The organism is Actinomadura rupiterrae (genome assembly GCF_024172125.1).
Classification (GTDB): Bacteria; Actinomycetota; Actinomycetes; order Streptosporangiales; family Streptosporangiaceae; genus Spirillospora; species Spirillospora rupiterrae.
In genome coordinates, this window is the sequence record NZ_JAMZEA010000001.1 from 790946 (window position 1) to 817415 (window position 26470).

Below are 26470 nucleotides of genomic sequence, written 5' to 3' on the forward strand. Positions count from 1 at the left end.
CGTTTTGGAGACTTGGCGGGCCGTTATCCCGGTCGGCGGACGTCACCGTCCGACACGACGACGACCCCGGTTCCCCGCAGGATGATCTCGCTCCGCTCCGATGCCTTCTCGGACGAGATGCTCTCATCTGAAACCTTCTCGCCTGAGATCGTCTCAGGTGGGGCAGTTGCGGACGAGAGCACCAGCGTGCCCTCGCCGAGATCCAGAGTGTCGTGATCATCGAGGTTCGCGGCCACCCGGAAGCGTCCCCGGCGCATGATCAGCCAGGTGTCGCCGGCCTCGACTGCGACGCGCGCCAGGTCGGGATCGGTGAACTCGGGGCATGCGCGGCGGAGCGCGATCAATGCCCGGTACCAGCGCAGCAGGTCGCGGTGGCGCGACTCGTCCGGCTCCGTCCAGTCGAGGACGGATCGCCGGAAAGTATCCACAGCCTGTGGATCGGGGATCTCGCCCCGCCACCCGTGCCGGGCGAACTCGCGCCGCCGCCCTTCGGTGACGGCACGTCCGAGATCCGGCTCGCGGTGATCGGTGAAGTAGCACCACGGCGTCTTCGCGCCCCACTCCTCCCCCATGAACAGCATCGGCGTGAACGGTCCGAGCAGCAGCAACGCCGCGCCGATCTTGAGCCGCTCCATCGACAACCCCACCCCGCCCGTCTCCGCCCCCGCCCCTTCCCCGGCCGGCATGTCCACGCCGCCCTCGCCCGGCACAGCCGCAGCCGCCGCGCCCGGCTCCGGCACCACCGCGCCGGGTGCGTCCGTGCTCGGTACGGACGTGCTCGGCGTGGATGCACCAGGTGCGTCCGTGACCGGTGTAGACGTGACCGGTACGGACGTGACCGGTGTGGATGTGCTGGGGGGTGGTGGGGGGGTTGAGAGGCGGGTGCCGGTGGCTCGGTTGCCTATTTGGTCGTGGTTCTGGAGGGAGGCGATGAAGCGGTGGGCGGGGGTTCGGGTGCGGTCTACGGGGCGGCCGTGGTGGCGGCCTCGGAAGGTGGAGTAGCCGCCGTCGTGGACGAATGCGCTGGTCAGCGCCTTTGCGAGGGTCTGGGGTGTGCCGAAGTCGGCGTAGTAGCCCTGGCGTTCGCCGGTGAGGAGGGCGTGCAGGGCGTGGTGCACGTCGTCGTCCCACTGCGCGGTGAGGCCGAGGCCGCCGGCCTCGCGCGGGGTGATCAGCCGCGGGTCGTTCAGGTCGGACTCGGCGATCAGGTACGGGGCGCGACCGAGGTGGGCGGCCAGGGCGTCCACGGCGGCGGACAGCTCCTCCAGGATGTGGACGGCCTGCTGGTCGCGGATGGCGTGGACGGCGTCCAGGCGGAGCCCGTCCAGGCGGAAGTCGCGCAGCCACATGAGCGCGTTCTCGACCACGAAGGCCCGGACGCCGTCCGCGCCCGCCTGGTCGAAGTTGATGGCGTCGCCCCACGGGGTCGCGTACGCGTCGGTGAAGTACGGGCCGAAATCCCGCAGGCGGTTTCCGGACGGGCCGAGGTGGTTGTAGACGACGTCCAGAACGACGGCGATGCCTCGCGCGTGCGCGGTGTCCACGAAGCGTTTGAGGGCGTCCGGGCCTCCGTACGGCTCGTGGACGGCCCAGAGGCACACCCCGTCGTAGCCCCAGCCGTGGTGGCCCGAAAAGGCGGCGAGGGGCATCAGTTCCACGGCGTCCACGCCTAGGTCCGCGAGGTGGTCGAGGCGGGTCGCGGCGGCGTCGAGCGTGCCTTCGGGGGTGAACGTGCCGATGTGGAGTTCGTAGAGGACCGATCCGGGGAGCGGGCGTCCGTGCCACCGGTCGTCCGTCCACGGGAAGCGGGCGTGGTCGTAGACGCGGCTCGGGGCGTGGACGCCGCGGGGTTGCCACAACGAGCGCGGATCGGGCAGCACTTCGGCGCGCTCGTCCAGGACGAAGCCGTAGTCGGTGCCGTGGGTTGCGTCCGGTATGTCCGCAGCCCACCAGCCGTCTCCGACCGGGGCCAGCTCCTCGCGGCGTTCAGGGAGGGCGACGGCGACTTTGCGGGCGGACGGGGACCAGACCGAGAAACGCGTCATGCCAGATCTTCCGGGACGAGCAGGGCGACGGGCATCCGATCGAGGACGGCGGCCAGGTCCAGCAGCGGCCCCTGGTGGACGTAGCCGGTGAGGACGTCGCGCCAGTGGCCGTCGCCGCCCGGGTCCAGGACGGTGGAGGCCCAGCCGCCGCGGCGTTCCAGCCCGGCGGGCAGCCGGGTGGCGATGACCGCGGCGCGGCCGCGGCGGAACGCCACGGCGTGCTCGGCGGCGGGCCCGATCGCGGCCAGCGGCTCGTAGGGAGGCGGTCGGCCCGCCGGGGCGAACCAGGTCGGGTGGTCGCGGCGCAGGCGGAGCGTCCGGGACGTGACCAGGAGTTTCTCGTCGTCGAGGCCGCCGGGGGCGCCGTTGTTGTCGAGCCGGGTCAGGCGGGTCCGGCGGCGGCCGTAGTCGACCGGGCGGCGGTTGTCCGGATCGACCAGGGAGAGGCTCACGAGCTCGCACCCCTGGTAGAGGTCCGGGACGCCGGGCATGGCGAGCTGGACGATCTTCTGGCTCAGCACGTTCGAGCGCGTCCGGGGTTCGAGGCGCGCGACGAACCGGGTGATCTCGTCGGTCGTCTCGGATGCCAGGACGCCGTGCAGGTAGTCCAGGACGGCGCGCTCGTACGCCTCGTCCGGTGTGATCCAGTTCGTGGCGGTCTTGGCCTCGCGCATCGCCTTGGTCAGGAAGCCGCGCATCCGCTCCTCGGTGATCGGCCAGGCGCCGACGAGCGTCTGCCACATCAGGTATTCGAGGTCCGGTTCGAGCGGAGAGGACGGCGAATGCCAGGCGGTGACCGTGGCGTCCCATTCGTCCGGGATCTCGGCGAGCACGGCCAGCCGGGCGCGGACGTCCTCCTGCCGCTTGGTGTCGTGCGTGGACAGCGTGGTCATGGTCAGCGGCCAGTCGGCGGCGACGCCCCCGCAGTAGGCGTGGAAGTCGGCGGGAGCGACGGCGAAGCGGGTCGGGTCGCCGCCGACCTCGTTCAGCGACGCCATCCGGGACCAGCGGTAGAACGCGGTGTCCTCGACGCCCTTCGCCGCCAGCGGCGCGCTTACCTGCTGGAACCGGACGACGAACTCGGGGTCGCCGTACAGCGCCTCGCGCACGACGGCCGGGACCAGCGGCGAGCGGCAGCGCCGCGCCGCCTCGTCCAGGACGCGAAGGGCCTGCTCGGTCGGGCCCTCACCGGGCACGACATAAGCGCGGTAGACGGGCATGGCGACCAGCAGCTCGACCATGGCCTCGCGCAAGGCGTCCGGGTCGTCCCCCGGCCGCGACCGGACCAGGACGCGATGCAGGCGCTCAACATCCGGCCGCAGCCCCTCCTCGGCCACCAGATTCCGAGCCTCCCACTCGACCTCGGCGAAACCGGACGAGTCGCCGCCCACGCCCGTCCATCCGCCAACCGAGCCCGCCGATCCGCCAACCGGGCCGGACGCGCTACCAGTCGAGCCGGATGCGCCGCTAGCCGAACCGGACGCGCCGCCAACCGAGCCGAGCGAGCCACTAACCGAACCGGACGCGCCACCAGCCGAACCGGACGCCCCGTTAGCCGAACTGGACGCGCCGCCAGCCGAGCCGGACGCGCCGCCAGCCGAGCCAGACGCGCCGCCAACCGAACCGGACGGGCCGGTAGCCGAAGTGGACGCGCCGGTAGCGAACTCGGGCGCGCCGTCCGTGGAGCCGGGCGCGCTGCTGGTGAAGCGGGAGTAGGTGGCGGTCAGAGGCTCCTCGCCGGCGGGGTCGAGGAAGAGGCCGCCGACCGTGCCGAGCGCGTCGTAGCCGGTCGTGCCCGCGCAGAGCCAGCCCGCGGGCAGCTCCTCGCCCGGCGCGGTGATCTTCTCGACGAGCACCCAGGGGCCGCCGTCGCGGCCCGGGTCGATGCGGTCGGAGAGGCGGCGGAGGTAGCCGTGCGGGTCGGCGAGGCCGTCCGGGTGGTCGATGCGGAGGCCGTCGACCAGGCCGTCCCGGACGAGCCGGACGACCAGGTCGTGCGTGGCGTCGAAGACGGACGGGTCCTCCTGGCGCAGCGCGATCAGGCCGGAGATGTCGAAGAAGCGGCGGTAGTTCGGTTCGCCCTCGCCGGGCGGGACGAGCCGCCCGCCGCCGGCGTCCCAGTCCACGTCGAACCAGTGCGCGTACGGGGATTTCGGCCCGTCCGCGAGGACGGACTCTACAGCCGGACCGGAAAACGCCATGTGGTTCGGGACGATGTCGAGCAGCACCCGCAGCCCCAGCGAGTGGAACCGGTGGACCATCGCGACGAAGGCGTCCTCGCCGCCCAGTTCGGCGGAGATCCGGCCGTGGTCGGCGACGTCGTAGCCGTGCGTCGAGCCGGGCGCGGCCTGGAGCACCGGCGACAGGTAGACGTGCGAGACGCCGAGGTCCTTGAGGTAGGGCGCGAGCGCCGCCGCCTCGGCGAACCGGAAGCCGGGCGCGCGGAGCTGGAGCCGGTAGGTGCCGCTCGGCGGCTGCGCGGGGTCAGACACGGCGGAGCACCTGCACGGATCGGGCGGTCACCCGGGTGGTCTCGCCGGCCTTGCTGATCGTGGACGCGGGGTCGGCGAGCAGCGGGTCGGCGGTGTCGAGGAGCTTGGCCCACATGGCGCCGAAGCGGCCCGGCGGGAGGGTGAAGCCGAGGTCGCCGAAGTGCGCGTTGAACAGCAGCAGGAACGAGTCGTCCCGGACGGGTTCGCCGCGCCGGTCCGGTTCGCGGATGGCGTCGCCGTTGAGGAACACGGCGAGCGACTTGCTGAACCCGGCGTTCCAGTCGTCGTCCGTCATGACCGTCCCGTCCGGGGTGAACCAGGCGATGTCCGGCAGGCCGTTCGACGACTCGCCACGGCCCTCGAAGAAGCGGCGGCGCCGGAACACCGGGTGCGCGCGGCGCAGCCCGGCGAGGCGCTCGACGAAGTCGACGAGCGGGAAGTGCTCGGCGAGGCCGCCGTCCCAGTCGATCCAGGAGATCTCGTTGTCCTGGCAGTAGGCGTTGTTGTTGCCGCGCTGGCTGCGGCCGAGCTCGTCCCCGTGCGCGATCATCGGGACGCCCTGCGCGAGGAACGTGGTGGCCAGCAGGTTCCGCTTCTGCCGCTCGCGCAGGGTCAGGACGTCCAGGTCGGTCGTCGGGCCCTCCTCGCCGCAGTTCCAGGAGCGGTTGTCGTCGGTGCCGTCCCGGCCGTCCTCGCCGTTGGCCTCGTTGTGCTTGCGGTCGTAGGAGACCAGGTCGTGCAGGGTGAAGCCGTCGTGGCAGGTGGGGAAGTTGATCGAGGCGACCGGGCGGCGGCCGTCGTCGGCGTACAGGTCGGACGAGCCGGTCAGCCGGGACGCGAAGTCGGGCAGCATGCCGGACTCGCCGCGCCAGTAGTCGCGGACGGTGTCGCGGTAGCGGCCGTTCCACTCCGTCCACAGCGGCGGGAAGTTGCCGACCTGGTAGCCGCCCTCCCCGACGTCCCACGGCTCGGCGATCAGCTTGACCACCGAGACGACCGGGTCCTGCTGGACGAGGTCGAAGAACGCCGACAGCCGGTCCACCTCGTGCAGCTCGCGGGCGAGGGTCGCGGCGAGGTCGAACCGGAACCCGTCCACGTGCATTTCGGTCACCCAGTAACGCAGCGAGTCCATGATCAGCTGGAGCACGTGCGGGCTGCGCATGAGCAGGCTGTTGCCGGTGCCGGTGGTGTCCATGTAGTAGCGGGGGTCGTCGTCCACGAGCCGGTAGTAGGACGCGTTGTCCAGCCCCCGGAACGAGAGCGTCGGCCCCAGGTGGTTGCCCTCGGCGGTGTGGTTGTAGACGACGTCCAGGATGACCTCGATGCCCGCCTCGTGCAGGGCCTTCACCATGGCCTTGAACTCCAGCACCTGCTCGCCGCGGTGGCCGGACGAGGAGTACTCGTTGTGCGGCGCGAAGAAGCCGATCGTGTTGTAGCCCCAGTAGTTCCGCAGCCCCCGCCGGACGAGCCGGTCGTCGTGGACGAACTGGTGCACCGGCATCAGCTCGACCGCCGTGACGCCGAGCTTCGCCAGGTGCTCGATCATCGCCGGATGCCCGAGCCCCGCGTACGTCCCGCGGATCTCGGGCGGGATCTGCGGGTGCCCGATCGTGAGGCCCTTGACGTGCGCCTCGTAGATCACCGTCTCGTCGTAGGGGGTGCGCGGCGGCCGGTCGTCCCCCCAGTCGAAGTAGGGGCTGACGACGACCGAGCGCGGCATGTGCGGGGCCGAGTCGGCCTCGTTGCGGGACCAGGGGTCACCGAAGGTGTAGCCGAAGCACGTCTGGTCCCAGTCCACGGCGCCCTCGACGGCGCGCGCGTACGGGTCGAGCAGCAGCTTGGCGGGGTTGCAGAGGTGCCCGTTCGGCGGGTCGTGCGGGCCGTGCACGCGGTACCCGTAGGCCCGTCCGGGCATCACGCCGGGCAGGTAGGCGTGCCAGACGAACGCGTCGACCTCGGTGAGGGGCGTCCGCACCTCCTCGCCGTCCTGGAAGAGGCAGAGCTCGACCCGCTCGGCGATCTCCGAGAAGACCGCGAAGTTCGTGCCCGCCCCGTCGAAGCGGGCCCCGAGCGGACTGGCCTCACCGGGCCACACCTGCGCCACCGGTCACCCCTCCCGTCGCTGGGAGGGAGCCTTTCCCGCTGAGGGTTAGATCACACCGTTCCGGACGCTACTGGCCAGACCGGGCATCCTTCGCTTACATTAGGCATGCCTTACCTTATTGAGGCTTTCCTTACCCGACTCGCGAGAGGGCCCGGCCGGCATGTACGTCTGCGTCTGCAACGCCGTCACCGAGGATGACGTGCGCGGCTGCATGGTCGACGGCGGCTGCCGCGGGGTGCGCGAGGTCAAGGACGCCTGCGGCTGGAAGCCCGGCTGCGGCTCCTGCACCCGCCGGCTGTACTCCCTGGTCAGCGAGGTCAGCACGGCCAGCGAGCTGGCGGACGCGATCACCGGCGGGCCGCTCGCCCCCGTCCGTCCGGCGGACTGCCCGGTCCCGCCCCTCGGCGTCCCGGACCAGCCCGCGCCGGTCGGTGCCGCCCCCGCCCCGGTCCCCGTCGCCGCTGCCCCGGTCGCCTCCGCCCCGGTCCCGGTCGCGCTCGGCCCCACCAAGACCCGCGCGGCGGACGGTCCTCTCGTCACCGTGAGTGACGCCGCCGAGGCCACCGGTGCCGAACCGGCGGCGGCCGAGCGCATCGCGGCGCCCGTGCGTTCGCGCTGGCTCCGCGACACCGCCGCCTGACGCTGTTCCATAACGGAGCGTCATGCGAGCATGGCGGGCATGGAAGGCGACAAGGACATCATCGCGCTGCTGAACGAGCAGCTCACCGCGGAGCTGACCGCGATCAACCAGTACTTCCTGCACTCGAAGATGCAGGAGAACTGGGGTTTCGGCCGGATGGCCAAGCACACCCGGGACGAGTCCATCGACGAGATGCGGCACGCCGAGCGGCTGACCGACCGCATCCTGTTCCTGGAGGGCCTGCCGAACTACCAGAAGATCGGCACGCTCCGCATCGGGCAGACGATCGTCGAGCAGCTCAAGGCCGACCTGCAGATCGAGCTGGAGGCCGTCGCGCGGCTGCGTCCGGGCATCGAGCTCATGCGCTCCCGCGGGGACGTCACGTCCGCGCGGATCTTCGAGGACATCCTCGCGGACGAGGAGCAGCACATCGACTACCTGGAGACCGAGCTCGGCCTGGTGGAGATGCTCGGCGAGCAGAACTACCTGCAGCGTCTCACCGAGTCGCCCGGCGAGGGCGGCCCGAGCGCCGGCTGAGAGCGCGTCCCGGCACGCCGACCCACCACCGCGCCGCGTGCCGGGCCCACGCCGCCGACCCCGAACGCCCACGCCCTTCGCCCGGCGGGCTCAACGGGCACAACCCTCGCACTTGTGGCACTTGATGCCATAAGCGTCCCCTGGGTGCGCAAAGTACGCTTGGTGCATGAGCGGAGCGGAGACGCTGGGGCTTCGGGAGCGGACGCGCCGGGCCGTGCGGCGGGAGCTGGCCGACCTGGCGCTCGGGATGTTCGTGCAGCGCGGCTACGACGCGACCACGGTCGAGGACATCGCCGCTGCGGGCGGCCTGTCCAAGCGCAGCTTCTTCCGGTACTTCCCGGCCAAGGAGGACGTCCTCCTCGGGGACGTCGAGGAGTTCGCCGAGCAGATCGCCGGCGAGATCCGCTCGCGTCCCGGCGGCGAGGACCCGTGGGACACGCTCCGGCTCGTCCTGCGCGAGTGGGAGCCCCGCATCCACACCGCGCGGAACCGGCTGGACGCGCTCCGGTTGGTCGATACGACACCGTCGCTACGCGCCCGTCTCCACCAGAAACGCGATGAGTTGCGCGCTTTGATCTCGGCCGCTCTGCTCGTCCGTCCGGGCACCGCGCTCGACGCCTTCACCGCCGACCTCCTGACGGCCGCCGCCTGCGCCGCGGTGGACGCCGCGACCCGCGAATGGCTCCGCTCCGACGGCACCCGCGATCACGCCGCCCTCATCGACCAGGCCTTCGCCGCCCTGACCCCCACCGAGCCCGCTCCGCACTCGCCGCATCCCGAGCCGTCCCTGCCGAACGCCGAAGAAGCAGAACTATCGGAGGCGGTAGAAGCGGAGCTGACGGCGGCTACGGTCGAAGCGGAGTTGCCGGAGGCGGTGGTCGAGGCGGAGCCGGTTGCGGACGGGCCTCGGCGGTTCCGGATGGACGCCTCCCTGAACGACCTGCCGCCGCTCGACGCGTCCGGGTTCCGGAATCCGGTCCCGGCCGACATCCCTGTGTTGGGCGATCTGATGTGGCACGCCTACCAGGGGACGCCCGACGAGGAGGACGCGGGCGAGGACGTGGGCGCCGCCGTCGAGGAGATCGGGCTGGTCTACGACGGCGAGCGCGGCGAGTTCGTGCCGTCCGCGTCGTTCGTCGCCGTGGACGACCAGGGCCGCCCGACCGCCGCCGCCCTGGTCACCCTGTGGAAGGGCGTCCCGCTCCTCGCCTACCTGTTCACCTCGCCCGAGCACACCGGACGCGGCCTGGGACGCCGCCTCGTCGCGGCGTCCATGCACGCCCTCGCCGCCCAGGGCCACCAGGTGCTCTCGCTCGCGGTGACCGAGGACAACGCCCGCGCCGGCCGCCTCTACGAGTCGCTGGGCTTCCGCTTCGCCGGCTGAGCCCGGCTGATCGGAGCGTCAGCGGAAGGCGGCGGCGTTGCGGGCGGCCCAGTCGGCGAAGGTTCCCGGGGCACGGCCGATAACGCGCTCGACGTCCGGGCTGATGCGCAGTTCGGCGTCGTTGGGCTCGCCGAGGATGGTCAGCGTCGTGTCGGCGACGGCCTCCGGCATGAACTGCGTCATGTGCTCGCGCGCCTGCTCGCGGGTGAGCTCCACGAACTGGACGGGCTCGCCGATCGCGGCCGCGATGGCCTCGGCCTGCTGCTTCGGCGAGACGAGCGCGGGCCCGGTCAGCTCGTAGATCTGGCCGGTGTGGCCGTCCTCGCGGAGGGCGGACGCGCCGACCGCCGCGATGTCGGACGGGTCGATGACCGGGATTCCGACGTCCCCGAAAGGCGCGGCGACGGTCCGCGAGGCGCGGACGGACTCGGCGTACGCGTAGCTGTTGGAGGCGAAGCCGCCGGGCCGCAGGATCGTCCAGTCCAGGCCCGAGTCGAGGACGGCGTCCTCGATGGCCTTGCCGACGACGCCGTGCGAGGCCGAGTCCGGGCGGGTCCCCACGCCCTGCGAGGACAGCAGGACGACGCGCCGGACGCCGCCCGCCTTCGCCGCGTCGAGGACGGCGCGCGCGTCGATCAGGTGCGCGGCGGTGCCGCTCTGGAAGAACAGCGCCTCCGCGCCGTCCAGGACGGTCCGCATGCCGTCGGGGTCGGCCAGGTCCGAGCGGACGTGGCGGACGCCGTCCGGGACGTCCGCCGCCGAGATGTTCCGGGACGTCGCCGTCACCTGCGCGCCGTCCGCCGCGAGGATCCGCACGAGCGCGCCGCCGACGTTGCCCGTCGCTCCGGTCACCACGATCATGTCGTTCTCCCAAGTTAGTTAGCTGACTGACTGACAACGCAGACGCTAGCACGACCGGGCCGGGGGTTGTCTATAGTCAGTTAGGTGACCAACTCAACGAGGGCGCGGGGCACGGACAAGCGGCGCCGCCTCACGGCCGCCGCCGCCGAGGTCGTCCACCACCAGGGCGCGGAGCGCACGACGATCGCCGACATCGCCAAGGCCGCGGACGTGCCGGTCGGGAACGTCTACTACTACTTCAAGACGAAGGACGACCTGGTCCAGGCCGCTCTCTCCGAGCACGCCGAGCACCTGTCCGTGCTCACCGAGACGCTCGGCAAGCTGCCCAGCCCTCGCCAGCGGCTCAAGGCCATGGTCGCCGCGTGGGTCGACCAGCGCGAGACGGCCGCCCGCTACGGCTGCCCGACCGGATCCCTCGCCACCGAGCTGAGCAAACGCGAGGACGACGAGCTGACGCAGGAAGCAGGACGCGTCATGCGCCTCCTGCTCGCCTGGTCGGAGAAGCAGTTCCGCGAACTCGGCCTGGACGCCCCGGAAGACCTGGCACTCTCCTTCGTCGGCGCCTACCAGGGCATGTCCGTCCTGGCCAATGCCCTACGCGACCCCGAAATCATGACCCGCCAGAGCGCCGCCCTCACCAGGTGGATCGACTCCCTGACCCAGCCCTAGCGAACCGCCAGAAGCGGCCCGGCTTCCCAGCGGCCCTGAGCGACCACGCCTGACCTCGCTCACCGGCCAGGCACAGCGTCGCGGAGAGCGGTCAAGGCTGGCTGAGCAGCGAGTCGTAACCCGCCGATGCCCGGCGCCCCGCCATGAAGTCCAAGAACTCGCGGATGAACCGGCTTCGCGAATAGGACGCGTCACCGTTGCGGACACCGGCGCCAGCCGGCGTCGCATCGTGGGCGGCGCCGTCGCGCGGAGCCGGCGGGGTTCGGGGGAAGGCGGTCCGGAAGAGGGCTTTGTACTCCTCGGCGCTGATCGTCTGGTCGCCGTCGGTGTCGGCCGTGTCGAAGAGGACTTCGGCGACCGCGACCAGGGCGGGGCTGGCCAGCGAGGACGCGGCGCCGGCGTACTCCTCGCGGCTGACCCGGCCGTCCCGGTCGGCGTCCAGCGCGGACGCCAGCTCCCGCCACCAGGCGGCGAACGCGTCGAAGAGGCGCTCCTCGGCGTCCGCGTCGAGGTCGAGCCGGGACGCGACCTCCCGGGCCATCGCGGCGAGGTCGGGCCAGGACACGTAGCCGTCGCCGGTCTGGTCGAGCACCTCGGCGAAGAACCGCTCGGCCGAGCGCGCCGCGCTCCCCTCGGACGCGGACCGCTCGGACGCGAGCGGCGTCAGCAGCCGGAGCAGGGCCGCGGCGCGCGCCTGCTGCCGCCGCAGGGTCGTCAGGAGCTGCCCGCCCGGGCCGTCCGCGCGGGTGGGGTCGAGGAGGCCGACCACCGTGTCGGTCCGCGTCCACGCCGGCGGCAGCAGCCGGGACGCGACGCCCGTGCCCAGGTAGACGCCGCGCGCCAGGATCTGCGAGCCGGGCGTCTCGCCCAGCCCGGCCCGGCGGCGGAGCGCGTCGGGCAGCGACGCCTTGAGGAACTCGGCGATCACCGGCCCGGCCATCACCCGGCTCGCCGCCCAGAAGGCGGGGTGGCCGCGCAGCAGCGGCGGCGCGGGCATCCGGCCGAACAGCTCGAACAGGATGATCCGCATCGCCTCGGTGTTCTCCAGCCCCCGGACGATCATGTCGTCGAAGTAGGGCCAGAACTCCGCCGACGTCGCGGGCAGGTGGTCGGCGTCGCCTTCCAGCACGCTCAGGAAGGCCCGGAACTCGGCATAGAGCCTTTCCATCGCGGGGCCGTTCATGGAAAGGCCGCTCATCCGGTTCAGCTCGACGGTCGATTCGAAGAGCGACGCCACGACCCAGGCCCGGGCGTCCGGATCCATGGCGCTGTACGAACGCCCGTGCTCGTCGGTACCGGAAATGCGGTGGTGCATCCGGTTGAGCCGGTCCGCCTCCCTGTCGCGGACCTCCGGATCGGCGTCCAGAATCCGCTGGACGCTCCCGAGCGTGTTGAACACCCGCCGCCACGGATGGGCGACGAACGTCGAGTTCTCGACCAGCGCCGCGCCGATCTGCGGATGCGCGGCCTCCAGCACCGTCGCCCGGACGACGGCCATTCCCCAGCGCACTTCGTGGCAGTATCCGTGCAGCATCGATCCCGGTCCGAGAAGCGACAGGTCAGGATCGGTGGCGGTCGCGTCAGCGGTCATCGGCTCCCTTTCACCATCGGGGTCGGCGACCGGACGTCGCCGAACCGGCGCTCGCGTTTCCGGTAGGCGCGCAGGCATTCCAGGAAATGCTCGGCGCGGAAGTCGGGCCAGAGCATCTCGGGGAACACCCATTCGGCGTAGGCGACCTGCCAGAGCATGAAGTTGGAGATGCGCTGCTCCCCGGACGTCCGGATGACCAGGTCGACGTCCGGGGTGTCGGGGCACGGCAGGTGCGCGGCGAAACTGCGCTCGTCGACCTCGTCCGCGGGGACCCGCTCCCTGATCAGCGCCCGCGCGGCCTCCACGATGTCACGCCGTCCGCCGTGGTCGAACGCGATCGTGAGCGTCATTCCGCTGTTGTCGCGCGTCAGTTCCATGAGGTCGGCCATGTCGCGCGCCAGCCCCACCGGGATTCGCGGATCGGAAACTCCGAGAAACCGGCACCGGATGCCGCGCGCGCACATCGAAAGGGCGTGTTTCCGCAGCGTCCGCCGGACGAGGCCCATGAGGAAGTCGATCTCGTCATCCGGCCGGCGCCAGTTCTCGGTGGAGAACGCGTAAAGGCTGAGCCACCGCACTCCGGCGGTCCGCGAGGCCTCGATCACGTCGATCACGGCCGACTCCGCCGCCCGGTGCCCGGCCGTTCTGGGCAGGTGCCGCTGCTCGGCCCAACGCCCGTTCCCGTCCATCACGCAAGCCACATGAAGAGGCGCACTCACCCGGGGCTCACCCCCTCGACGTCCACCCCCCAAGCATCAGCCCGGACTCGGCCCGGCACTGCGTTTAGCGACGATTTACATCCGCTCAGTGACGGCCATGTGGCCGACTCCGCACGCCGAGGACGCAAAACGCGAGCGCGCGGTCAGGGTTCGGTTCGGCGGAGGGTTGTCAGGGCTTGGTTCGGCGGAGGACGTACGGCTGGATGATGCCGAGGCCCTGGACGGGCCGCCGGACCATGCTGGTGATGTTGTAGTTCTCGTTGCCGTCCAGCGACTCCGCCAGGGACTGGTCGATGACGACGGTGCCGGGACGGGCGAGGGCGGTCAGGCGGGCGGCGAGGTTGACCGTGGTGCCGAAGACGTCGCCCATCAGCGGCAGGACGGGCCCGTGCGCGACCCCCACCCGGACGTCCGGGATCTCCGTCTCGTCCTGGATCGCGGCGGCGACCGAGAGCGCGATCTCCGCGCCGGTCTCGGGGGTGTCGCCGGCGAACAGGACCTCGTCGCCGAGGGTCTTGACCAGGCGCCCGCCGCAGGTCGCGATGATGTCGGCGGCGGTCTCCTCGAACCACTCCACGACGCGGGCCAGCTCGATCTCGTCCAGCTCGCGGCTCATCTGGGTGAAGGAGACCATGTCGGCGAAGCCAACCGTGGTGACCAGCCGGCCGGGCAGCAGCGGGCCCTCCGCGCCCTCGGCCTCGCGGGACGCGGCGGCGGCCATGGCGCGGGTGCCGGCGGCGGCGAGCTGGCGCCGCCAGGCGTGCACGACCAGCGGCTCGAACTCGTCGATGTGCTTCTCGGCGATGTCCACGATGGACGACACGACCTCGGCGGACGGCTGCTCCTGCGGGTCCGACACGAGCATCGCGCTCAGCAGGTTGACCTGCCACTCGGCGAGCCGGGTCATGGTCTGCCCGAACGCCCGGACGAGCCGGATCACGCCCTCCTGGTCGAGCACGCCGTCGTCCATCAGGCGGCGGATGCGGCACAGCGCCGCGACGTCGCCCTCGGTGTAGGCGACCGCGTCCTCCGGCATGGACGGGTAGCCGAACGCCCGCCACAGCCGCCGGGCGAACTCGGCCGGGATCCCCGACAGCCGCACGGCGTCCACCCGGGTGTACCTCAGCTCGCCGCCGAGCAGCAGCTCCTCGATCTCCTTGGGGTCCGGCAGGCCCGCGTCCGACATCTCCCCCTCCAAGGTCACGCGACACATCGTGGCGGATCGCGCCGCTCAGCGCACATGCACCACGTCGCCCGCGCTGACCGGCCGGACGCCGTCCGGACCGGCCACGACCAGCCTTCCTTCGAAGTCAACGTCGCGGGCGGTGCCGAGTAGTTCCGCGCCGCCGGGAAGTTCCACCCGGACCTCGCGGCCGAGCGTGGCGCACAGCTCGCGGTAGTCGGCGCGCAGGCCGCACACCTCGGGGTCGCCGGACGCCGCCGTCCACTCCCGGTAGCGGCCCTCGACCTCGCGGGCGACGGCGCGCAGCAGCGGCGCGCGGTCCGACAGCGGCGCGCCCTCGATGGCGAGGGACGTCGCGGTCGGCACGGGCAGCTCGTCCTCGCGCAGCGAGACGTTCAGGCCGACACCGACGACGACCGCGTCGCCGACCTTCTCGACCAGGATCCCGGCGAGCTTGCGGTCCCCGACCAGCACGTCGTTCGGCCACTTCAGCCTGGCCTCAACGTGCTCGTCGCCGTCCGCTCCGGGGAAGAACCGGTCCCCGATCTCGCCGAACCCGGTGAGCCTGCGCACCGCGGACGCGACCGCCACACCGGTCAGCAGCGTCACCCACGGCAGCCGCGCCGCCGGGACGTCCGGCTTGAGCAGCATCGAGAACGCCAGCCCGGAGCGGGCGGGCGCGGTCCACGTGCGGCCGAGGCGCCCGCGTCCAGCGGTCTGCAGCTCGGTCGCGAGCAGCAGGCCCTCGTCCTCCCCCGCGCGCGCGAGGTCGGCCAGGTCCGCGTTGGTCGAGCCGGTCTCCTCCACCACGCGGACGCTCCGCCACAGCCCACCGGGCCGGACGAGCGCGCGCGCGAGCGCCGCCTCATGGAGCGGCGGCCTCTCCAGATCGCCATATCGAGTCACGCCACCATCCAACCCCACCCCGCCGCGTCGCCCATCGGCAGCACGCGATCTAAGGTGCACTCGTGGACGGAGTGACGCTGAAGCGCGACAAGCAGAATGAACACGTGGCCGAGATCGTTCTCGACCGCCCCGAGGCCCTGAACGCCCTGTCGACCGCGATGGCGCGGCGGCTGGGAGCGGTGTGCGCGGAGGTCGCCGCGGACGGCGGGATCCGCGCCGTCGTGCTGTCGGCCTCGGGCGACAAGGCGTTCTGCGTGGGCGCCGACCTGAAGGAACGCAACGCCATGACCGACGCCGAGATCCTGGCCCAGCGGCCGGTGTTCCGCGCGGCCTTCGGCGGCGTGCTGAACCTGCCGCAGCCGGTCGTGGCGGCCGTGCACGGCTACGCGCTGGGCGGCGGCTGCGAGTTCGCGCTGTCCTGCGACATGATCGTGGCGGACGAGTCGGCCGTCTTCGGCCTGCCCGAGGTGAGCGTCGGGCTCCTGCCGGGCGGCGGCGGCACCCAGCTCGCGCTGCGCAAGCTCGGCTCCGGCCGCGCCGCCGACCTGGTCCTGACCGGCCGCCGGCTCGCCGCGGACGAGGCCGCCGAGTTCGGCCTGGTCGACCGGCTCGTCCCGCGCGGCGAGGCCCGCGCCGAGGCGCTGGCGGTCGCCTCGCTGATCGCGCGGAACTCCCCGACGGGCGTCCGCGCGGCCAAGCGCGCCATGCGCCTCGGCGGCGACCTCCCGCTCGAAGCCGCCCTGGACGTCGAGGAGAACGCCTGGCGCACGGTCGCCTTCTCCCCCGACCGCCGCGAGGGCATCGCCGCCTTCAACGAGAAGCGCAAGCCGAACTGGCCCGACCCGTCCTGACCCGCTCCGTCCGCGTCGGAGGCCGGTGGCACCGGCCTCCGACGTCGCTGAGCGGTGCCGTCCGGACGGGACGCGCGTCCGATTAGAGGGTTTTGGACATGTGGACGGCGTGCCGCCCCTGGATGGACTCGCGGCCGGTCTCGCGGTAGCCGCGCCGCTCGTAGCGGGAGATGTTGCTGGTCATCTTCTCGTTGGTGATCAGGCGAAGGGCCGGCAGGCCGAGCTCGCGGGCCCTGTCCTCGGCATAGTCGAGCAGCCTGCTGCCGAGCCCCTCGCCCTGGTGGGACGGGTCGACCGCGACGTTGTCCACCAGCAGCCGGCCGTCCTCGGGGATGAGGACGATCAGGCCCGACAGGTCGTCCAGGACGAAGACCCGCCCGGCCTCGATCAGCGCCGCGTAGTCGGACGACAGCGGCAGCGGCGGCGTCCCGATGATCTCGGTCCAGGGCGCGTAGGCCGCCTGGACCACGCGCTCGACGTCGGGACGGTCGGACGGCCGGGCGGGCCTGATCTCGGTCATGGGGTTCCTCTCGACTGAAAGTCCCATTCTGGACACTCCGAGCGCCGCCACGCTGAACACCGCGCCCAGGACGCACACCGTGGACCAGCCGAAGGCCGCGTAGAGGGCCGTCGAGGCGGCCGCCCCGGTGGCGCTGCCGACCGAGTAGAACGCCATGTACCCGCCGATCACGCGGCTGCCCGCGTCCGGACGGCGCGTGTAGATCATGCTCTGGCTCGTCACGTGGACGGCCTGCACGGCCAGGTCCAGCAGGATCGCGCCGAGCGCCAGCGCCCAGAGCGACTGCCGGACGAACGCCATCGGCACCCACGACACCGCCAGCAGGACGAGCGCGGCCGTGGTCGTCCGGACGCCGAGACCGCGGTCGTGCAGGCGTCCGGCGGGCGCCGCGGCGAGCGCGCCCGCCGCCCCGGCCAGCCCGAACGCGCCGATCGCCGTCCGCGAGAGGCCCAGCTCGGTCAGCGGCAGCGCCACGCAACTCCACAGGCTGCCGAACGCCGCGAAGATCAGCATCGCGAGCAGCCCCCGCGCCCTCAGCAGCGGCTCCCGCGCGAACAGCACGACCGTCGACCAGACCAACCCCGGATACCCGCTTCCCGGCTGAGGTTCTTGGGCGGGGAGGGCGCGGTGCAGGAGGAGGGCCAGGACGGTGGTTGCGGCGGCGGAGAGGAGGTAGACCGCGCGCCATCCGGCCAGGTCGGCGAGGATGCCCGAGACCGTCCGGGCGAGCAGGATGCCGACGACGATCCCGCTGGTCACCTGGCCTACGACGCGTCCGCGCGCGGAAGGGGGCGCGAGGGACGCGGCCGCCGCGACGAGCGTCTGCGTGACCACGGCCAGGAGCCCGACCGCCGCGGCGGACGCGAACAGGACCGGGACGCGAGTGGCCGTGCCGAGCAGGGCCAGCGCCGCCGCCAGCAGGACGAGCTGCGCCGGGACGAGCCGCCGCCGGTCCAGCGCGTCCCCCAGCGGGACGAGCAGGAGGAGCCCGAGGCCGTAGCCGGCCTGCGTGGCCGTGACGACGGCCCCCACGGCCGAGTCGCCGATGCCGAACTCGCCGCCGAGCGTCGCGAGTAGAGGCTGGGCGAAGTAGACGTTCGCGACGGCCGTCCCGGCAGCGACGGCGAACAGCGCGGTGACCGCTCGGGACGGACCTATCTGGTTGCAAGTTGCCACCGGATGACCGTAGGCGCATCTGGTAGCATCTTGCAACCATGGTGCGGAGAACGAGGCTGGACGGCAGCACGTGCCCGGTGGCGCGGTCGGTGGACGCGATCGGCGACTGGTGGTCCCTGCTGATCGTCCGGGACGCCTTCGACGGCAGCCGCCGGTTCGGCGAGTTCCAGCGCAGCCTGGGCGTGGCGAAGAACATCCTGTCCGCGCGGCTGCGCGCGCTGGTCGAGGCGGGCATCCTGGAGCTCGTCCCCGCCTCGGACGGCAGCGCCTACCAGGAGTACGCGCTGACCGCGAAGGGACGCGACCTGTTCCCCGTGATCGTGGCCCTGCGCCAGTGGGGCGAGCGGCACTCGTTCGAGCCCGGCGAAGCGCACTCCGAGCTGCTCGGCCAGGACGGCCGTCCGCTGGCGCCCATCGAGATCCGCGACGCGGGAGGTCACCCCGTCCGTCCGGAGGAGACGCACGTCGAGAAGGTGTGACGCGACCGAAACGACGAGCGCCCCCGCCGGGATCGACGGGGGCGCTCAGAAAACCCGAAGGTCAGCCGGTGTTCTGGAGGCCGGCGGCGACGCCGTTGACCGAGAGCAGCAGCAGGTCTTCCAGGTGCGCCAGCTCGGACTCGTCGGTGACCGTGCCGGAGCGCAGGGCCTCCAGGGCGCGGAGCTGGAGGTGGGACAGCGCGTCCACGTACGGGTTGCGCAGCTCGACCGCGCGCGACAGGACGCGGCGGTTCTCCAGCAGCAGCTCGTGCCCGGTGACGGCGAGGACGAGGCGGCGCGTCCGGTCGTACTCCTCAAGCACCGCCGAGGTCATCTCCGGGCGCTCGCCCAGCGCGAGGTAGCGCTCGGCGATCGCGCGGTCGGTCTTGGCGAGGCTCATCTCCGCGTTGTCCAGGAGCGTCTGGAACAGCGGCCACTCGGCGTACGCCTCGCGCAGCTCGTCCAGCGCGCGGCCGTCGTCGGAGACCGCCGCGAGGCCGCTGCCCAGGCCGTACCAGCCGGGCAGGTTCACGCGGGTCTGCGTCCAGGCGAACACCCACGGGATGGCGCGCAGGTCCTCCAGGCCGCGCGCGGCCTTCCGCCGGGACGGGCGGGACCCGATGCGCAGCTCGGCGATCTCCTCCAGCGGGCTGACCCGCCCGAACCAGGACGCGAACCCCTCGGTCTCGATCAGCGACCGGAACGACTCGCGGGCCGCGTCGCTGATCCGGTCGGCGAGCGGCCGGAACCGCGCCGCGGCCTCGCGCGCCCGGTGCTGGACGGCGTCGGTGGACGCGAGCAGGACCGCGTTGGTGACCTGCTCCAGGTGGCGCAGCGCGATCTGCGGCTGGCCGTACCGGGCGAAGATCACCTCGCCCTGCTCGGTGACCTTGAACCGGCCCGCGACCGAGCCGGGGGCCTGCGCCAGGATCGCCCGGTTCGCCGGGCCTCCGCCGCGTCCGAGGGAGCCGCCGCGGCCGTGGAAGAGAGTGAGCGTGATGTCATGCTCGGCGGCGAACGCGGCGAGCGCCTCCTGCGTGTCGTACAGCCGCAGGGTCGCCGAGGTCGGGCCGAGCTGCTTGGCCGAGTCGGAGTAGCCGAGCATGACCTCCATGCGGCGTCCGGTGTCGTCCAGGCGCTTGCGGACGGCCGGGATCTCCAGCATCCCCGCCAGCACCGACGGCGCGCGCTCCAGGTCCTCGCCGGTCTCGAACAGCGGGATCACGTCGAGGACGGGCGCGTCGTCGCCGAGCGTCGCGGCCAGCTCGTGCACGTTCGCGATGTCCTGCGCGGAGCGCGTGAACGAGACGACGTAGCGGCGGCAGGCCGCCTCGCCGAACCGCCGCTGGATCCAGCCGACCACGCGCAGCGTGTCGAGGATCTCCTCGGTCATCTCGCTGCGCGGGCCGCCCGACCGGACCTCGTCGAGCGCCTTCTCGTGCAGCTCCGAATGCTGCCGGATCTCCAGCTCGGCCAGGTGGAACCCGAACGTCTCGACCTGCCAGATCAGGTCCTGGACGCGCCCGTACGCCTGCCGCGTCGCGCCGCCCTCGGCGAGCGACTCCTGCAGGACGGCCAGGTCGGCGAGCAGCTCGTCCGGGTTGGCGTAGGCGAGGTCGGCGTTCCGCTCCAGCGTCGCGGTGATCCGGTCCGAGACGTGCAGCAGGAACTGGCGGTGCGGCTCGTCCGGGGAGCGCTTGGCGATCTCGGCGAGGTGCACCGGGTTCGCGGTGCGGGCGGCGCCGAGCGCGGCGCGCAGGCCGTCCGAGGCGCGGGTGGTGAAGTCGCTGACGGTCAGCTCGCGGCCGATCCGGGTCGCCATCGTGGCGAGCGCGCGCAGCACGTGCTCCGACTGGATCATCACGGCCTCCCGGGTGACCTGCGCGGTCACGTACGGGTTGCCGTCCCGGTCGCCGCCGATCCAGGACCCGAATCGCAGGTACGGGCGGACCCGCGGCGGGCGGGTGCCGGTGCGGCCGTCGTCCAGCGCGGCGTCCAGCGTCCGGTAGATCCGCGGGACGACCCGGAAGATCGTCTCGTCGAACGCGGCCATCGCGGTGCGGACCTCGTCCAGCGGGTCCATCTGGGTGTGCCGGCGCAGCGCGGTGCGCCAGAGCAGGTCGATCTCCTCGCGCATGCGGCGCTCGGTCTCGGCGTGCTCGGCGCCGTCCTCGGCCTGGCCGTCCAGCGCGAACAGCAGGTCGCTGATCCGCTGGATGGACGTCACGACCGCGCGCCGGCGGGCCTCGGTCGGGTGCGCGGTGAAGACCGGGCGGAACTCCAGCCCGTCCACCATCGCGGCGAGGCGCTGCTCGCCCGACTCCGACCGGACGGCCTCGACCGCCGCGGCCACCGAGCCGGACACGGCGGCGCCGCGCGCGTCCCGCTCCCGGAGCGTCCGGATGCGGTGGTGCTCCTCGGCCAGGTTGGTGAGGTGGAAGTACACGGTGAAGGCGCGGGCGACGAGCCCGGCGCGTTCCAGGGACCAGCCGGCCACGATGGCGGCGGGCTCGTCCGCGCCCGCCTCGCCGCGCCTGGCGGCGATCACGGCGTGGCGCAGTCTCTCGACGTCGGAGAGCAGGTCCGGCCCGCCGAACTCGACGAGCCCGTCTCCGAGCATGGCACCGAGCAGCCGGACGTCCCGGCGCAGGGCGTCGGGCATGTCCTGCCGCAGCGTTTCACGCGTCTTGTCAGCCACGTGGCCAGACTAGTGAGCAGGTCCAGAGGCCAGGACCACTGCGTCCCCCTAAAAGCGGGCATCCTCACCCGGCTCTTCCGGGAAGGCGAACATTTGCTGTTCTTCCCGTTTGCGCAGAGCGGGCCCCGGGCGTCGGACGCCGGTCAGGGGGCGGTTACCCTTCACGGCATGGCGATGGAAGCTCCTGAGCCCGCGGTGGACATCGACATCCACACGACGGCGGGCAAGATCGCGGACCTGGAACGGCGGCGGTACGAGGCGGTGCACGCGGCGTCCGCGGCCGCGGTCGAGAAGCAGCACGCCAAGGGGAAGATGACCGCGCGCGAGCGGATCGACGCGCTGCTCGACCCCGGCTCGTTCGTCGAGTTCGACACCTACGCCCGGCACCGCGCCACCTCGTTCGGCGTGGGCGCCAACCGCCCCTACGGGGACGGCGTGGTCACCGGGTACGGCACGGTCGACGGCCGTCCGGTCGCGGTGTTCTCGCAGGACTTCACCGTCATGGGCGGCTCGCTCGGCGAGGTCTTCGGCGAGAAGATCACCAAGGTCATGGACCACGCGCTGAAGACCGGCTGCCCGGTCATCGGCATCAACGACTCCGGCGGCGCGCGGATCCAGGAGGGCGTGGTCGCGCTCGGCCTGTACGCCGAGATCTTCAAGCGGAACGTGCACGCCTCCGGCGTCATCCCGCAGATCTCGATCGTGCTCGGGCCGTGCGCGGGCGGCGCGGTGTACTCCCCCGCGCTGACCGACTTCGTGATCATGGCCGACCAGACCTCGCACATGTTCATCACCGGCCCGGACGTGATCAAGACCGTCACGGGCGAGGAGGTGACGTTCGAGGAGCTGGGCGGCGCGCACACGCACAACACCAGGTCCGGCGTGGCGCACTACCAGGCGTCCGACGAGAACGACGCGCTGGAGTACGTCAAGGCGCTGCTCGCCTACCTGCCGTCCAACAACCTGTCCGACGCGCCCGCGTTCGAGGCCCCCGTCGACCTGGACGAGGTGGACGACGAGCTCGACACCCTCATCCCGGACTCCCCGAACCAGCCGTACGACATGCACCGCGTGATCGAGCACGTGCTGGACGAGGGCGAGTTCCTGGAGGTCCAGCAGCTGTTCGCGCCGAACATGGTCGTCGGCTTCGGCCGCGTCGAGGGCCGCTCGGTCGGCGTCGTCGCCAACCAGCCGATGCAGTTCGCCGGGACGCTCGACATCGACGCCTCGGAGAAGGCCGCCCGGTTCGTCCGGACCTGCGACGCGTTCAACATCCCGGTGCTGACCTTCGTGGACGTCCCGGGCTTCCTGCCCGGCACCGACCAGGAGTGGAACGGCATCATCCGGCGCGGCGCCAAGCTCCTCTACGCCTACGCCGAGGCGACCGTCCCGCTCGTCACGGTCATCACCCGCAAGGCGTACGGCGGCGCGTACGACGTCATGGGGTCCAAGCACCTCGGCGCCGACATCAACCTCGCCTGGCCCACCGCGCAGATCGCGGTCATGGGCGCCCAGGGCGCGGTGAACATCCTCTACCGGCGCGAGCTGGCCTCCGCGGACGACCCGGACACGCGCCGCGCCGAACTCGTCACCGAGTACGAGGACACCCTCGCCAACCCCTACATCGCGGCCGAGCGCGGCTACGTGGACGCGGTCATCAAGCCGTCCGAGACGCGCGGTCAGATCGTCCGGGCGCTGCGGTCGCTCCGCGAGAAGCGCCGCACCCTGCCCCCGAAGAAGCACGGCAACATCCCGCTCTGACCGGCGGGCGGAAATGACCGGCGGCCCACCGGTCAGCGGGCCCACTGGTCGGCGAGATCCCTGTGTGAAGGAGCGTGGCCATGGCAGAGGACAGGGCCTTCTTGCAGATCGTCCGCGGCGAGCCGTCCGCCGAGGAGGTCGCCGCGCTGGTCGCGGTGCTGACGGCGCGCGCCCAGGCGGCGGCGTCAGCGCGGACGGGCGCGTCCGACGCGGCGCCGGCGTCCCGCTGGGCCGACCGCTCGCGGCTGACCCGGACGCCGCTCCCGCCCCGTCCGGGGCCGGGCGCATGGCGCGCCAGCGCGCTTCCCACCTGACGCCACCGGCCCCTGCCCGGGCCCTCCCGAGCCGGTCAGGGGCGCCGCCGCGCCGCGACACACTCAGCGCCGTTCACCGGCAGGAGCGGGGTGTGCACGCATAAGGTGAGTGACGATGGCCACCTCGGAGTTCGTTCCCCAGCCCGCGCGATACGCGATCTTCGTCGACGCGGGGTACCTCTACGCGGCCTCCGGGGCGCTCCTGCTCGGCTGCGGTTCCCGGCGCGAGTACCGGGTCGCCGCCGAGAAGCTGATCAAGGCGCTGACCTCCCACGCCGACAGCCAGCTGCTCGGCGAGCTGCTGCGCGTCTACTGGTTCGACGCCGCGCCGAAGCGGCAGCCGACCGTCGACCAGCGGGTCATCGCCAACCTCCCGCTGGTGAAGCTGCGGCTCGGCAACCTGAACGCGCAGGGCCAGCAGAAGGGCGTGGACGCCCAGCTCCGCGCCGACCTGGAGGCGCTCGCCCGGCACCGCGCGATCACCGACGCGGTGCTGCTCGCGGGCGACGAGGACATGCTGCCCGCGGTCGAGGCGGCGCAGCGCTACGGCGTCCGCGTCCACCTGTGGGGCGTGGAGCCCACGCACGGCTCCAACCAGGCGGAATGGCTCGTCTGGGAGTCCGACACGGTCGAGGTGCTGCCCGCCGACTTCCTGCGCCCGTACTTCACCAAGGCCAAGGCGCTGCCGGTGCCCGCCGTCCCGCCGGTGGACGCGCCGCCCGTCGTCGGGGGGAAGCCGGCCGTGCCGTCCCCGTCGCAGGTCTTCGCCGGACGTGTGCCCTCGGTGCGTCCGGCTCCCGGGGCGCCCGCGCCGGCCGGGGAGCCCGCGCCGGCCGGGGAGCCCGAGCCGGCCGCGCCCGCCGCCGGGCACGCCAACCACGCCTCGCCGCCCGCGCCGACGCCGGCCACGGTCGCCGCCGCGCTGAACGCCGCCGCGGCGTCCCTGTCGGAGGGCAAGCTCGGCCCCGACCGCGCCCACATGCTGGAGATCGGCGAGCACGTCGCGCAGAAGTGGATCTTCGAGCGCGGCCGCGACAACATCCGCGACCTGCTGCCCGGCCCGATCCTGCCGCCGGTCATCGACAAGGAGCTGCTGATCGAGGCCGAGAAGGAGCTCGGCGGCTCGCTCCGCCCGTACCAGGAAGCCCGCACATGGCTGCGCGACGGCTTCTGGGAGCGCGTCTACCGCGAGTTCGGCATCGGCTACGGCACCTCCGACTAGCCGCCACATTCATCTCACCCCGGCGCCACATCGCGTCCCCGGCCGGACGGCGCCGTTGTGGCCACATCTGCCTTACTCGGCATGCGGCCACATCCTGCTTACTTCGACGGCTGCTTCACCAGTCTGGCAGGGTGTTTCGGAACGTCCGGGGGGTGGGTTTCCGGCGGCGTTTTCGGGGTGGGGCCGGGCTGCCGCGAGGCTTCCGTTGGGCGTTCCAGCCAGACTGCGTGTGGTGATTATTCGGACACCAGGAGTGTTCGCACGGTACAGTCCCCGCCGTGACCGTGCCGTCGCGCTCCGCGTCCGCCGCACCCCTTCACAGGGTCGCGGCGCTGCTCGGCGCGATGGCGGTGCTGACCGCGGGGTGCGGGTCGCCGGTCGCGTTCTACAAGCCCGGGCACGGCCCGCGGAACGCGCCGGTCGTAGGGCTCGGCGCGCCCGCGCCCTACGTCCGGCCGTCGCGGCGCCCGGTTCCGCCCGGCCCCGCGCAGGACGCGGCGGGCGTGTACGCCGGGACGACCGGGCCGTCCTCGCTGGCCCGCCCGCTGCGCCGCCTGCCCCAGCGGCTGTACGTCCCGGACTCGCGGACGGGCGGCGTCACCGTCCTCGACGCGCGCACGCTGCGGCCGGTCGGCCGGCTGCGCCCGTCGCCGCCCGGTCCCGTCCAGCTCACCGCGGCGCCTGACCTGCACGGACTCTGGCTGAACGACACGACGCACGGCGCGGTCGTGCCGCTGCCGCCCGCGACGGGACGGCTCCGGCGCGTCCCGACGCTGCCGACGCGGCGTCCGGCGCCACCGTCCTCGTCCGTCGAGGCCGGTGCGGTCCCGCAGGTCGCGGACGTCCGGCCGTTCGCGCGCCGCCTGCCCACGCCGGGAACGCTCTACTTCGCACCGGACGCGCAGACCGCGTTCGTCCTGTCCGCCCGGGCCCGCAGCGTGGAGGTCGGCACGGCCGGCTCGGACGACTGGACGAGAATCCCGCTTCCCTGCGCTGCCGGGCAGGCCGACTTCTCCGCCGACGCCTCGCTGCTCGCGGTGTCCTGCGCGAACGCGCGCCGCGTGGTCCGGCTGGACCCGCGGGAGGGCCGGGTGAACGCGAGCCGGGTGCTGCCCGCGGGCGCGCGCCCGGCCGCGATCCGGCTGCTCCCGGACGGCTCGGAGTTCGCGGTCGCCGACGCGGGCCTCGGCGGGGTCTGGCTGCTGAACGCGCTCGACTTCAAGACCGCCCGGTTCGTCCGGACGTCGCCCGGTGCGTCCGCGCTGGTGCTGAGCCGCGACGCGCGCTCCCTGTACGTGGTCGGGCCATCGGGCGTCTCCGTGCTGGACGTCGCGTCCCGGCAGGTCAGAGCCCGGTGGCCGGTGCAGGGCGACGGCGTCCTGGCGGCGGGCGGCGTCTCCATCGACGGCCGGACACTGTGGTTGACCCGTCCTGCTTCGGGGACGCTCCTGGCTCTGGACACCTCGACGGGGATTGCCTCCCGGACCGTCCACCTGCCGGGTCGGCCCGCCGCTCCGCTCCCGTTTCCGCAACCCGGGCATCGGGCGCTCGGCGGGCCGGGCATCTACCGCTGACAAACCGGGTGTTCACGGGCAGCGGCCTCGGTACCGTGACGCAGCATGAACGAGATCAGCGCGGCGTCCGTGGCCGGTTTCCTGGCGCAGATGCTGACCGAAGGGCACCGCGTCCCGGCGCGCGCGGACGGGGACACCGTGCACCTCACCGAGCACGGGCTGCAGGTCGTCATCGACACGCCCGACCCGCAGCCGAACGGCATGGTGATTCGCGTTCCGGTCGGCGTGGTGCTGCCCGAGTCCGGTGGCATCCCCGCGTGGGACCAGGCGGTCGGGGTCGGAACGGCCGACCGGCATCCGGCCGCGGACGCGATCGACGGCTGGATGCACAACACGTTCCCGGTCTTCGCCGCCTCCTACATCCCGGGCACCGACCTCATGAACCGCGTCGCCCCGTTCCTCATGAGCAACGGGACGCAGACCGTGGACGTCTACGCCGGGCCGCTCGCCATCCGCGACTTCGGCGGCATGCCCGACACCGTCCGGGACGCGGCCGTCGACAAGCCGCCGACCATGCGCGTCGTCCACACTCTGCTCGACGGCTACGCCTATCCGGACCGTCCGATCTGGGCCTACACGTACTGCGCGAACATGCCGAGCGGACCGCTTACCGAAGTGACGGTTCTCAACAGCGACGCGAGCGACTCCATGGCCCACGTCTCCGACCACCTCTCCTGGGGCGACGGCCACGGTTCCATCAAGTCCTGGGCCCTGGTCAAGCCCGCAACCGCCTCCTCCTAGCGA

Annotated in this window: 21 protein-coding genes; 11 read left to right on the forward strand and 10 right to left on the reverse strand. The window is 72.6% G+C overall.

Annotated features, from left to right (window positions below):
- Positions 1-23: 23 nt before the first annotated feature.
- From treZ to glgX, 3 genes are read right to left on the reverse strand one after another with little or no spacing between them, the layout of a single operon-like run.
- Complete coding sequence (treZ, locus tag FHU30_RS03565; RefSeq protein WP_253871366.1) at positions 24-2045, reverse strand: malto-oligosyltrehalose trehalohydrolase; 2022 nt, start codon at positions 2043-2045, stop codon at positions 24-26.
- Positions 2042-4537 (reverse strand): alpha-amylase family glycosyl hydrolase, encoded by a 2496-nt coding sequence (locus FHU30_RS03570; RefSeq protein ID WP_253871377.1) that lies wholly within the window; start codon positions 4535-4537, stop codon positions 2042-2044. The genes treZ and FHU30_RS03570 overlap by 4 nt, the downstream gene beginning before the upstream one ends.
- Positions 4530-6641, reverse strand: a complete 2112-nt coding sequence (gene glgX / locus FHU30_RS03575; protein ID WP_253871383.1) for a glycogen debranching protein GlgX — start codon at positions 6639-6641, stop codon at positions 4530-4532. The genes FHU30_RS03570 and glgX overlap by 8 nt, the downstream gene beginning before the upstream one ends.
- A 160-nt stretch (positions 6642-6801) precedes the next feature.
- On the opposite strand from glgX, the gene FHU30_RS03580 reads away from it, so the two are divergent.
- The 3 genes from FHU30_RS03580 (at position 6802) to FHU30_RS03590 (ending at position 9202) form a co-directional block, all read left to right on the forward strand.
- The gene (locus FHU30_RS03580; protein ID WP_253871391.1) at positions 6802-7281 is read left to right on the forward strand and encodes a (2Fe-2S)-binding protein; all 480 of its coding nucleotides are present in this window, start codon (positions 6802-6804) and stop codon (positions 7279-7281) included.
- A 39-nt stretch (positions 7282-7320) separates the two neighbouring features.
- Positions 7321-7818 carry a bacterioferritin gene (bfr, locus tag FHU30_RS03585; RefSeq protein WP_253871393.1) on the forward strand — a complete coding sequence of 166 codons (498 nt, stop codon included), beginning with the start codon at positions 7321-7323 and terminating at the stop codon, positions 7816-7818.
- A gap of 166 nt (positions 7819-7984) precedes the next feature.
- Positions 7985-9202: a GNAT family N-acetyltransferase gene (locus FHU30_RS03590; protein WP_253871395.1), complete on the forward strand. Its 1218-nt coding sequence runs from the start codon at positions 7985-7987 to the stop codon at positions 9200-9202.
- Between the two features lie 18 nt (positions 9203-9220).
- On the opposite strand, the gene FHU30_RS03595 is transcribed toward FHU30_RS03590, so the two are convergent.
- On the reverse strand, positions 9221-10063 hold the full coding sequence (locus FHU30_RS03595) for an SDR family oxidoreductase (RefSeq protein ID WP_253871396.1): 843 nt from the start codon (positions 10061-10063) through the stop codon (positions 9221-9223).
- A gap of 84 nt (positions 10064-10147) precedes the next feature.
- Here FHU30_RS03595 and FHU30_RS03600 point away from each other — a divergent pair, with 84 nt between their 5' ends.
- Complete coding sequence (locus FHU30_RS03600; RefSeq protein ID WP_253871398.1) at positions 10148-10732, forward strand: TetR/AcrR family transcriptional regulator; 585 nt, start codon at positions 10148-10150, stop codon at positions 10730-10732.
- A gap of 91 nt (positions 10733-10823) precedes the next feature.
- Here FHU30_RS03600 and FHU30_RS03605 read toward each other — a convergent pair whose 3' ends face one another.
- The 4 genes from FHU30_RS03605 to FHU30_RS03620 form a co-directional block, all read right to left on the reverse strand.
- Positions 10824-12323, reverse strand: a complete 1500-nt coding sequence (locus FHU30_RS03605; protein ID WP_253871406.1) for an oxygenase MpaB family protein — start codon at positions 12321-12323, stop codon at positions 10824-10826.
- Positions 12320-13042, reverse strand: a complete 723-nt coding sequence (uppS, locus tag FHU30_RS03610) for a polyprenyl diphosphate synthase (protein ID WP_308211174.1) — start codon at positions 13040-13042, stop codon at positions 12320-12322. The genes FHU30_RS03605 and uppS overlap by 4 nt, the downstream gene beginning before the upstream one ends.
- A 169-nt stretch (positions 13043-13211) precedes the next feature.
- Positions 13212-14228, reverse strand: coding sequence for an adenylate/guanylate cyclase domain-containing protein (locus FHU30_RS03615; protein ID WP_253871905.1), 1017 nt, complete (start codon positions 14226-14228; stop codon positions 13212-13214).
- A gap of 45 nt (positions 14229-14273) precedes the next feature.
- Positions 14274-15131, reverse strand: coding sequence for a biotin--[acetyl-CoA-carboxylase] ligase (locus FHU30_RS03620; protein WP_253871410.1), 858 nt, complete (start codon positions 15129-15131; stop codon positions 14274-14276).
- 62 nt (positions 15132-15193) lie between these two features.
- Here FHU30_RS03620 and FHU30_RS03625 point away from each other — a divergent pair, with 62 nt between their 5' ends.
- The gene (locus FHU30_RS03625) at positions 15194-15982 is read left to right on the forward strand and encodes an enoyl-CoA hydratase/isomerase family protein (protein WP_253871412.1); all 789 of its coding nucleotides are present in this window, start codon (positions 15194-15196) and stop codon (positions 15980-15982) included.
- Positions 15983-16064: 82 nt separating this feature from the next.
- Here the strand turns inward: FHU30_RS03625 and FHU30_RS03630 are convergent, their stop codons facing one another.
- On the reverse strand, positions 16065-17678 hold the full coding sequence (locus FHU30_RS03630) for an MFS transporter (RefSeq protein ID WP_253871414.1): 1614 nt from the start codon (positions 17676-17678) through the stop codon (positions 16065-16067).
- A 38-nt stretch (positions 17679-17716) separates the two neighbouring features.
- Between FHU30_RS03630 and FHU30_RS03635 the strand changes: the two genes are divergently transcribed.
- Entirely contained in the window at positions 17717-18157 is a 441-nt protein-coding gene (locus FHU30_RS03635; RefSeq protein WP_253871416.1) for a winged helix-turn-helix transcriptional regulator, read from the forward strand.
- A 61-nt stretch (positions 18158-18218) separates the two neighbouring features.
- Here the strand turns inward: FHU30_RS03635 and FHU30_RS03640 are convergent, their stop codons facing one another.
- Entirely contained in the window at positions 18219-20819 is a 2601-nt protein-coding gene (locus FHU30_RS03640) for a phosphoenolpyruvate carboxylase (protein ID WP_253871913.1), read from the reverse strand.
- Positions 20820-21023: 204 nt separating this feature from the next.
- Here FHU30_RS03640 and FHU30_RS03645 point away from each other — a divergent pair, with 204 nt between their 5' ends.
- The 5 genes from FHU30_RS03645 to FHU30_RS03665 all read left to right on the forward strand — a co-directional run bounded on the left by FHU30_RS03645 (position 21024) and on the right by FHU30_RS03665 (position 26467).
- Positions 21024-22616, forward strand: coding sequence for an acyl-CoA carboxylase subunit beta (locus FHU30_RS03645; protein WP_253871418.1), 1593 nt, complete (start codon positions 21024-21026; stop codon positions 22614-22616).
- Between the two features lie 80 nt (positions 22617-22696).
- On the forward strand, positions 22697-22930 hold the full coding sequence (locus tag FHU30_RS03650; RefSeq protein WP_253871420.1) for an acyl-CoA carboxylase subunit epsilon: 234 nt from the start codon (positions 22697-22699) through the stop codon (positions 22928-22930).
- Positions 22931-23045: 115 nt separating this feature from the next.
- Positions 23046-24152 carry an NYN domain-containing protein gene (locus tag FHU30_RS03655; RefSeq protein WP_253871422.1) on the forward strand — a complete coding sequence of 369 codons (1107 nt, stop codon included), beginning with the start codon at positions 23046-23048 and terminating at the stop codon, positions 24150-24152.
- A 278-nt stretch (positions 24153-24430) separates the two neighbouring features.
- Positions 24431-25726, forward strand: a complete 1296-nt coding sequence (locus FHU30_RS03660; protein WP_253871423.1) for a YncE family protein — start codon at positions 24431-24433, stop codon at positions 25724-25726.
- A gap of 45 nt (positions 25727-25771) precedes the next feature.
- Positions 25772-26467, forward strand: coding sequence for a hypothetical protein (locus FHU30_RS03665; RefSeq protein WP_253871425.1), 696 nt, complete (start codon positions 25772-25774; stop codon positions 26465-26467).
- The last annotated feature ends 3 nt before the right edge of the window (positions 26468-26470 follow it).